Raw genomic sequence first — 8,564 nt, forward strand, 5'->3', positions numbered from 1 at the left:
GGCCGTCATGACCAAGCTTCCTGTCGTCCTGGTGCTGGCTGCCGGCCTGGGCTCCCGCTACCACGGTCCGCGCCACAAGCTGGCCGAGCCGCTGGGCGAGGGCAGTGTGCTGGCCATGACCGTGCGCCACGCGATCGCCAGTGGCCTGCCGGTGGTGGTGGTCACCACGCCGGCCCTGGCCGAGGACGTGGCACCGCTGGTGGCGCGGCGCGATCTGGTGGTGCTGGGTGGACCCGGCGGCCAGCCGCGCGGCGGCATGGGCGACTCCATCGCCGCGGGGGTGTCGGCCCGCGCCTCGGCGCCAGGATGGCTGATGCTGCCTGGCGACATGCCGCTGGTGCGCCCGCGCACGCTGCAGCAGGTGGCGGCGGCCCTGCAGAGCCAGCCCATTGCCTATGCGCAGTTCCGGGGCCGGCGGGGCCACCCGGTGGGTTTTGGCGGCGAGCTGTATTCCGAACTGGTCCGCCTGCAAGGCGACGAAGGTGCACGGCGCCTGCTGGTGCGCTATCCCACGCAGGGCATCGAGGTCGATGACCCGGGCGTGCTGGTCGATCTGGACACCGAGTCCGATCTGGCCGCGCTGCGCGCCCAGCTGTCGGGCCGCGGCGAGGACGCGCTGACGCCCTCAGAGTAGCTGGTGCTGGCGCGCCAGTCGCACCTGCCGGGCCAGGTGGCGGTCGGTGATGCCGTGGCGGCGCAGCGCCTCCTCGGTCTGCACCAGATAGTCCAGCGTCCGCCCGTAGCGACCCTGGGCATGCCGCAGGATGTGCAGCAGGTCGTGATCAGCCAGCGCGCCGACATGGGCCGGGCTGTGCTTGTCCAGGGTGAAGGCCAGCGCCCGCAGCGGCCCTTGCGGCGTCTGGCAGCGCAGCCAGCGCGGTGTGTAGGTGCCGGTGGGCATCTCGCGCAGCCACAGCTGCCGCAGCGTGGCCTCGGCCTGCGCCGGCGGCAACTGCAGTGCCAGCCCGTGGCAGCTGCCGCCGCGCACCAGGGCCAGCACCAGGCCGGGCTGTTCCGGGGTGCCGCGGTTGATCCGTGAGCGCATGCGCAGGCAGCGGTGCCAGCCCATCACCTGTGCCGGGCGCTGCTCGGCGGGGTCGAAATCGGGCTTCCAGATCAATGAGCCGTAGGCGAACAGCCACAGCGGTCCGTGGCCGCCCCATTCGTGCAGCGTGCGGTCCAGCAGCGGCGCGGGGTCGCGGGCGTCGGGCAGGGCCAGGTGCATGCGCGCATTGTGGATGTGTCCGCGGGGGTTTGACCATGTAACCAAGTTACCTGATAATCGCAGGCATGGTTACAGACCCCTCAGACGCTTCCCAGGGCCCCCGGATGAATCCGTCAAGCACCCCGCTCCACCCCGTTGTCCATGCCGTGACCGAGCGCATCCGGCAGCGCAGCCAGGACAGCCGGCGCAGCTACCTGGACGGCGTCGAGCAGTTGCGCCAGCGTCCACGGGGCGCCGACCGCATGGGCTGCGCCAACGTGGCGCATGCCTTCGCCGCGATGCCTGGCGATCAACGCCTGCGTGTGGTGGCCGAGCGCGCGCCGCACCTGGGCATCGTCACCGCCTACAACGACATGCTGTCGGCCCATCAGCCCTATGAGGGCTACCCGACGCTGATCCGCGAGACGGCGCTCAGCCTGGGTGCCACCGCCCAGGTGGCTGGCGGCGTGCCGGCGATGTGCGACGGCGTGACGCAGGGCTTCGAGGGCATGGAGATGAGCCTGTTCTCGCGTGACACCATCGCCATGGCCACCGCCATCGCGCTGAGCCATGACGTCTACGACGCCGTGCTGATGCTGGGCATCTGTGACAAGATCGTTCCGGGCCTGCTGATCGGCGCGCTGCATTTCGGGCACCTGCCCTGTGTCTTCGTGCCGGCCGGGCCGATGGGCTCGGGCCTGTCCAACAGCGACAAGGCCAAGGTGCGCGAACAGGCCGCCCAGGGCCTGGTGGGCCGAGAGGAACTGATGGCCGCCGAGCAGGCGGCTTACCACAGCCCCGGTACCTGCACCTTCTACGGCACCGCCAACTCCAATCAGATGCTTCTGCAGGCCATGGGCCTGCACCTGCCGGGCGCCGCCTTCGTGCCGCCCAATACGCCGCTGCGCGAGGCCTTGACCCGGGCCGCCGTGGGCACTGCGCTGGAGCTGCGCCGCGACCGCCGCAACCAGCCCATCGGCGTGCAGGTGGACGAGCGCTGCATCGTCAACGCCATGATCGCCCTGCTGGCCACCGGCGGCTCGACCAACCACCTGATCCACTGGGTGGCCGTGGCCCGCGCCGCCGGCATCCTGATCGACTGGGGCGACTTCTCCGAGCTGTCGGGCGTGGTGCCCCTGCTGGCCCGCGTCTACCCCAACGGCAGCGCCGACGTGAACCAGTTCGAGGCCGCGGGCGGCCCCGGCTTCGTGATCCGCGAGCTGATCGATGCCGGCCTGATGCACGACACCCAGGCCGTGCACGAGGGCGGCCTGCGGGCCCAGGCCCAGCGGCCGGTGATCAGCGGCGCCACGCTGACCTACCAGCCCACGGCCGCGGCCAGCACCGACGAGTCGGTGCTGCGCGGCGCCGCCGCGCCGTTCTCGCCCACCGGTGGCCTGAAGCTGTTGACCGGCAACCTGGGTCGCGCGGTGATCAAGGTCTCGGCCGTGCCGGAAGACCGGCATGTGATCGAGGCGCCGGCGCGCGTCTTCGACAGCCAGGAGGCGCTGCAGGCGGCCTTCAAGGCGGGCGAACTGGACCGCGACGTGATCGCCGTGGTGCGCTTCCAGGGCCCGCAGGCCAATGGCATGCCCGAGCTGCACAAGCTGACCCCGCCGCTGGCGGTGCTGCAGGGCAAGGGCTACCGCGTGGCCCTGGTCACGGACGGCCGCATGAGCGGCGCCTCGGGCAAGGTCCCCGCGGCGATCCACGTCAGCCCTGAAGCCCTGGCCGGCGGCCCGCTGGCCCGGGTGCGCGACGGCGATCTGCTGCGCCTGGACGCGGTGGCCGGCACGCTGGAGGCGCTGGTCGATGACGCCGACTGGACCGCCCGCGAGCCCGCCCAGCGCGACCCGGCGCGCGCCGCCGCCCACGGCCGCGGTCTGGGCCGCGAGCTGTTCGCCGGCATGCGCCGCCATGTGGTCAGCGCCGAGCAGGGCGCCTGCACCTGGTTGTGAACCCCGATATCCCTGACTGACACACCATGAACACCCTGGAACTGGTCGACCACGGCCCCGTCATTCCCGTCATCGTCATCGACCGCCTGGCCGACGCCGTGCCCCTGGCCCAGGCCCTGGTGGCCGGCGGCGTCCGGGTGCTGGAGGTGACGCTGCGCACCCCGGTGGCGCTGGAAGCCATCCGCGCGATGAGCGCCGTGCCGGGCGCCATCGTCGGTGCCGGCACGCTGCGCAACGCGGCCGATGCGCGCGCCGCGCACGAGGCGGGCGCGATCTTTGGCGTCAGCCCGGGCTACACCGCCGAGTTGGGTGCGGCCTGCCGCGAGATCGGCTTGCCGCTGCTGCCCGGCGTGGCCACCGCCAGCGAGGTGATGGCGGCGCAGGCCGATGGCCTGTCCTTCCTGAAGTTCTTCCCGGCCACGGCGGCCGGCGGCATCCCGATGCTCAAGGCCCTGGCCGGTCCGTTCCCGGATGTGGCCTTCTGCCCCACCGGGGGCATCAGCCTGGCCACCGCGCCGGACTTCCTGGCGCTGCCCAATGTGAAGGTCTGCGGCGGTTCCTGGCTGACGCCGGCCGACGCGGTGCGCAGCGGCGACTGGGCCCGCATCACCCAGCTGGCGCGCGAGGCCGCGGCGCTGCCGCGCTGATCAGCGGCGCATCAGGGCGGCCAGGGCCGCGGCGGCCGGATCCGGCTCGGCGTCCAGACCCGCCAGCACGCCCTGGCGGTCAGCGGGGTCGCGGTTCTGGCTGAGCTTGAACTTGGCGGCCACGGCCTGCACCTGCAGCTCCACGCCGACGATGCCGCGCAGCATCGCGGCCATGTAGTCGGGCGGCGCGTCCTCCAGCTGCCAGCCGGGCGCGCGGTGCGCCTCGTGGTCGACGGTCAGCTGGTCGAGAAAGGCGCGCAGCCAGGCCGGGTCATCCACCGCACGCAGCCGGGCCCGGCACTCGATCAGCACGTAGTTCCAGGTCGGCACCGCCTTGCCGGTGGCTGCCTTGGACGGATACCAGCCTGGCGACACATAGGCCTGCGGCCCATGGAAGACCGCCAGCACGGTCTGGCCATCGGCATGGCGCCACAGCGGGTTGGCGCGCGCGACATGGCCCTGCAGCAGCATACTGTCGGCCTGCTGCGTCACGCGCAGCGGCAGCGGGTCGATCGTGGCCTGCCCGGAGGCGTCGTGGTGCACCAGCGTGGCCAGCGGATGCGCGCGCATCAGTGCCAGCCAGGTCTCGGGGTCGTGCTCGGCGAAATGGGCAGGCTGGTACATGCCTGCCAGCTTAACGCGGAATCAGGCGCCGGCCCGGGCCGCCTTGCGCAGCGCCACCGCATCGGGCAGCGTGCGGTGTTCGCCCTGCTGCAGGCGGAACACCGACACCGCGTCAGCCACCGCCATCGCCTGGGACTCCAGCTGCATCGCCGCCGCCGCCACCTGCTCCACCAGCGCCGCGTTCTTCTGCGTGATCTCGTCCAGACTGGACACCGCGGCGGTCACTTCGGAGATGTCGCGCAGCTGCCGATCGGCGCCCTGGCTGATCTCGTCGATCAGCTGGCCGACCTGGCGTACCGAGCTCATCGCATGGCCCATGGTGCCGCCGGCCGCCTCGGTCAGCTGGTTGCCGGTGGCCACGCGGTGGCTGGAGTCGTCGATGATCTGCTTGACCTCGCGGGCCGCGGCCGAGCTGCGCTGCGCGAGTGCGCGCACCTCGCCCGCGACGACCGCGAAGCCGCGGCCCTGGGTTCCGGCGCGTGCGGCCTCGACCGCGGCGTTCAGGGCCAGCAGGTTGGTCTGGAAGGCGATGCCCTCGATGACGCCGATGATCTCGTCGATGCGGCCCGAGGAGTCGCGGATGCCGTGCATCGTGGCCGTCACCTGCTGTACCGCGTCGGCGCCCTCCAGCGTCACGGCATTGGCCTGCTGGGCACACTGTGCCGCCTGGCGTGCGGTGTCGGCGTTGTGGCGCACCGTGCCGGTGATGGCCTCCATCGACGAGGCGGTGCGTTGCAGGTTCGCGGCCTGGCTCTCGGTGCGCTGCGACAGGTCCTGGTTGCCCACGGCGATCTCGCGTGCCGCGGCGCGCATGCGGTCGACCTCGGCACGGGCGTCGGCCACGATCGAGCGCAGGTTCACGTTCAGCTGGTTCAGGGCGCGGGTGAACTGGCCGACCAGGTCGTCGCGGTCGCTGGTCAGGACCTGGGTCATGTCACCCGCGGCCATGCGGTTGGCGGTGCGCAGCAGCGCCAGCATCGGGCGCGTCGTCAGGCGGTTGATCCACCAGCCTCCGCCCAGCGCCGCCAGCGCACCCGCGGCCATGAAGGCCAGGACCAGCCATTCCCCGTCCAGCAGGCGCGACAGGCCGGCGCCGGTCAGCAGCGCCGCCAGGCCGAGGGCGCCGACACTCAGGCTCACACGTTGGCCCAGTCCCAGTTGCAGGGCCTCGGCCAGGCGCCCGCGCCAGTCGGTGCGCAGCACGCGGCCGGCCTTGAGCACGTGCAGCAGGCGGCCGGCCTGGGCTTCCGCGCGCATCGTCGCGTACAGCGCTTCGCAGGCGGCCACCTGTTCGCGCGTGGGCACGCCCCGCACCGACAGGTAGCCCACCGGGCGGCCGTCTTCGACGATGGGCGTCACGTTCGCCTGGACCCAGTAATGGCGGCCATCCTTGCGGCGGTTCTTGACCACGCCGGTCCAGGGACGGCCGGCCTCGATCGTCGCCCACAGGTCGCGGAAGCCCTCGGCAGGCATGTCCGGGTGGCGGATCAGGTTGTGGGGCTGGCCCATCAACTCGTCGCGGGCGTAGCCGCTGACCTCGATGAAGGCGGCATTGCAGTAGGTGATCCGACCCTTCAGGTCGGTGGTCGACACCAGGCTGGCCCCGGGGGGCAGCAGGTATTCCTCCGGGATCACCGGCAGGTTCAGACGCATGGCGGGCTCGTGAACGGCATGGGCGGGCCCTGCGCTGGCAGGGGGCGACGGTCTTGCCCGGAAGCTTAGGGGCGTGCGTGGCGCGCAGCCCGCCGAACAACGGGCCTGACCACCGTCAATTCGACGGCGAGGCCGCTCGCCGGTCCAGCCAGATCCCCATGCCCTGGGCGTTGAGCTCGATGTCGATCGCCAGGGCCTCGGCCACCGCGGCCCGCGCCATCGGGCAGCCGTGGCGGGCCAGGGCGTCCAGGTAGAGCTGCAGCAGGCCCTCGCGCAGCTGCGCGTGGCGCGTCGGCCCGGGGCTGACCGCCTCGGCCAGGGCCACCATCTGCGCGAGCTGTTCCAGCAGGCTGTCGGCCAGCGCCTGCACCTGACCCAGGCGGCCGTAGTGCGTCAGGTAGACGCAGTCGGGTTGCCGGGCGCGCAGGCGCTGGATCGAGGCCACCAGCGCCTCGGGCTCGAACTGCACCGGCGTGCTGGTGGGCAGGATCCAGGCGCGGCCGTCGACGTCGAACTCGCGGTAGGACAGGCCGAAGGTGTCGCCGGTGAACCAGCCGCGGGTCACCGGGTCCCAGATCGCATGGTGGTGACGCGCGTGACCGGGGGTGTCGATCAGCGCCAGCTGCCGACCGCCCAGCGCCACCTGCTGGCCGTCGTGGCTGCTGTCGACCCGCTCGGCCGGCACGCCCACCAGCTGCCCGTAGGAGCGGTCCATCTCGGCCTGCCCGTAGACCGCCAACGCGCCCTGGTACAGCGCACTGGGATCGATCAGGTGGCGCGCACCGCGCGGGTGCACCAGCACGCGGGCGCGGGGCAGGTGTTGCATCAGCGGCCCCACGCCGCCGGCGTGGTCCAGGTGGACATGGGTGGGGATGACCCAGTCCACGGCATCGCGCGCCAGGCCCAGGGCCTCCAGCGCGCCGAGCAGGCGGGGCAGGGCGTGGCCGGTGCCGGTGTCGACGAAAGCGGCCCGGCCCTGGTCGACCACCAGGTAGGCGGCGTCGAAGTGGTCGCGCTGGAAGGCGGTGTCGATCAGGTGGACGCCACCGCCCAGCGGTACCAGCCAGGTCGGCAGCGTCACGTCGCTCAGGACTGGCCGGCCAGAATGGCGTAGAGGCGGGCGATGTCCGCCACGCCGTCGGTGCCCTGGACGCTGCGCAGCGTCTGCTGCGCCTTGCTCTTGTTCTTGCCCAGCATCATCGCGCGGCCCAGGCGCAGCTTGGCGTCTTCCGGCCGCTTCAGGTTGCCCTTGGCAATGCCCTGCTCGATCAGGCTGATGCCCTTGTCGGCCTGACCGGCGCTGGCCAGCACGCTGCCCAGCTGCACCAGTGCGTTGCCGTCCTTGGCCGCCGTGGCCTCGGCGATGTCCTTGTCGACGCTGGCCGAGGACTCCGATTCCTGCTTGACCGCCAGATCGCGCAGGCGCTTGTGGCGCTCGGCCTCGGCCCCGGTGCCCAGGGCACCCGAGGCAAAGCCCTTCTCGACGATCTGCTTGGCCTCGGCGGCATAACCGGCCTGCAAGGCCAGCTGGGCCATCTCCATGTACTCCTCGGTCTTGGTCAGGTTGCCAGTGGCCAGGCGCAGGCGCATCAGGTCGAGCGAGAAGCGGTCGGAGAAGCCCGCCTTGCGCGGCAGGCGGCCCAGCGTGGCGGCCCAGTAGTCCTTCTTCGGGTAGTAGGCGACCAGCTTCTCCAGCGTGGCGAACTGGCCCGCGGTGTTGTTGGTGCGTTGCTGGGCGTCGGCCAGACGCAGCAGGTCGCCTTCCTCGGGGCGGCGGCCGGCCTGCTCGGCGGCCGAGATCGCGCCCTGGGCGTCCTTGGCGATCGCGCTGTAGTCGCCGCTGGCGCCTTGCAGGTAGGCCTGGAGCTGCTTGAGCTGTGCGCTTTGGCTGCCCAGCGACAGGGCCTTCTGCACCCACTGCGAGGCGCGGGCGTTGTCCTTGAGCTGCGAGTAGGCAAAGGCCAGCGACTCGGCCATCTGGACCTGCTCGGCGCCCGAGAGCTTGCCGGAGTTGAAGGCCGACTCGAAGGCCTGCGCCGCCGTGGCGTTGTCGCCCGCGCGCTGGGCGGCCGCTCCGCGCATGCGGTCGATCATCAGCTGTTCCTGGGCGCTCTTGCCGCCCACGGCGTCGGCCTCGCGGACCTTGGCCAGCGCTTCCTTGGCCTTGCCGGCGCGCAGCAGTTCGCTGGCCTGCTGCAGCGGCTTGCCCACCTCGGGACGCAGGCTTTGGGCCTGGGCCGCGGTCAGGCAGCCGGCGGTCAACAGGGCAAGGGTGAGGGCGCGCAGGGAGGTCATAGCGTGTCGAAAAGGTGGCAGTGGGGTTCCAACGTGACAAGGGACCGGTCCGTTGTCCGGCCGATCCCCTGCACAGGCGAGGCCGAAGCCTCAGTTCATGAATTGCTCGTTGCCGACGATGCCGATCTTGGTGACGCCCAGGCGCTGCGCCTCGGCCATCACCATCGCGACATGCTTGTAGGT

At 71.9% G+C, this 8,564-nt stretch carries 8 protein-coding genes and 1 pseudogene; 3 read left to right on the plus strand and 6 right to left on the minus strand.

The window, feature by feature from the left end:
* Positions 1-7 precede the first annotated feature (7 nt).
* A complete protein-coding gene (locus KAK03_RS23090) occupies positions 8-634 on the plus strand; it encodes a nucleotidyltransferase family protein (RefSeq protein WP_210857035.1) in 627 nt (208 codons plus the stop codon).
* Here KAK03_RS23090 and KAK03_RS23095 read toward each other — a convergent pair.
* Positions 626-1,225, minus strand: a complete 600-nt coding sequence (locus tag KAK03_RS23095; protein WP_210857036.1) for a gamma-glutamylcyclotransferase — start codon at positions 1,223-1,225, stop codon at positions 626-628. The genes KAK03_RS23090 and KAK03_RS23095 overlap by 9 nt on opposite strands.
* Positions 1,226-1,329: 104 nt before the next feature.
* On the opposite strand from KAK03_RS23095, the gene edd reads away from it, so the two are divergent.
* Positions 1,330-3,162, plus strand: a complete 1,833-nt coding sequence (edd, locus tag KAK03_RS23100) for a phosphogluconate dehydratase (RefSeq protein WP_210857037.1) — start codon at positions 1,330-1,332, stop codon at positions 3,160-3,162.
* A gap of 26 nt (positions 3,163-3,188) precedes the next feature.
* Positions 3,189-3,809, plus strand: coding sequence for a bifunctional 4-hydroxy-2-oxoglutarate aldolase/2-dehydro-3-deoxy-phosphogluconate aldolase (gene eda, locus KAK03_RS23105; RefSeq protein WP_210857038.1), 621 nt, complete (start codon positions 3,189-3,191; stop codon positions 3,807-3,809).
* Here the strand turns inward: eda and KAK03_RS23110 are convergent, their stop codons facing one another.
* The 5 genes and pseudogenes from KAK03_RS23110 to KAK03_RS25185 form a co-directional block, all read right to left on the minus strand.
* Positions 3,810-4,433, minus strand: coding sequence for an FMN-binding negative transcriptional regulator (locus KAK03_RS23110; protein WP_210857039.1), 624 nt, complete (start codon positions 4,431-4,433; stop codon positions 3,810-3,812).
* 21 nt (positions 4,434-4,454) lie between these two features.
* Positions 4,455-6,086 carry a methyl-accepting chemotaxis protein gene (locus KAK03_RS23115; protein WP_210857040.1) on the minus strand — a complete coding sequence of 544 codons (1,632 nt, stop codon included), beginning with the start codon at positions 6,084-6,086 and terminating at the stop codon, positions 4,455-4,457.
* Between the two features lie 115 nt (positions 6,087-6,201).
* Positions 6,202-7,167 carry an MBL fold metallo-hydrolase gene (locus tag KAK03_RS23120; protein ID WP_210857041.1) on the minus strand — a complete coding sequence of 322 codons (966 nt, stop codon included), beginning with the start codon at positions 7,165-7,167 and terminating at the stop codon, positions 6,202-6,204.
* Between the two features lie 5 nt (positions 7,168-7,172).
* Complete coding sequence (locus KAK03_RS23125; protein ID WP_247661369.1) at positions 7,173-8,348, minus strand: tetratricopeptide repeat protein; 1,176 nt, start codon at positions 8,346-8,348, stop codon at positions 7,173-7,175.
* A 123-nt stretch (positions 8,349-8,471) separates the two neighbouring features.
* Positions 8,472-8,564, minus strand: a pseudogene (locus KAK03_RS25185) (biopolymer transporter ExbD); the annotation flags it as partial.

This window comes from Ideonella alba, from assembly GCF_018069845.1.
GTDB lineage: Bacteria > Pseudomonadota > Gammaproteobacteria > Burkholderiales > Burkholderiaceae_C > Ideonella > Ideonella alba.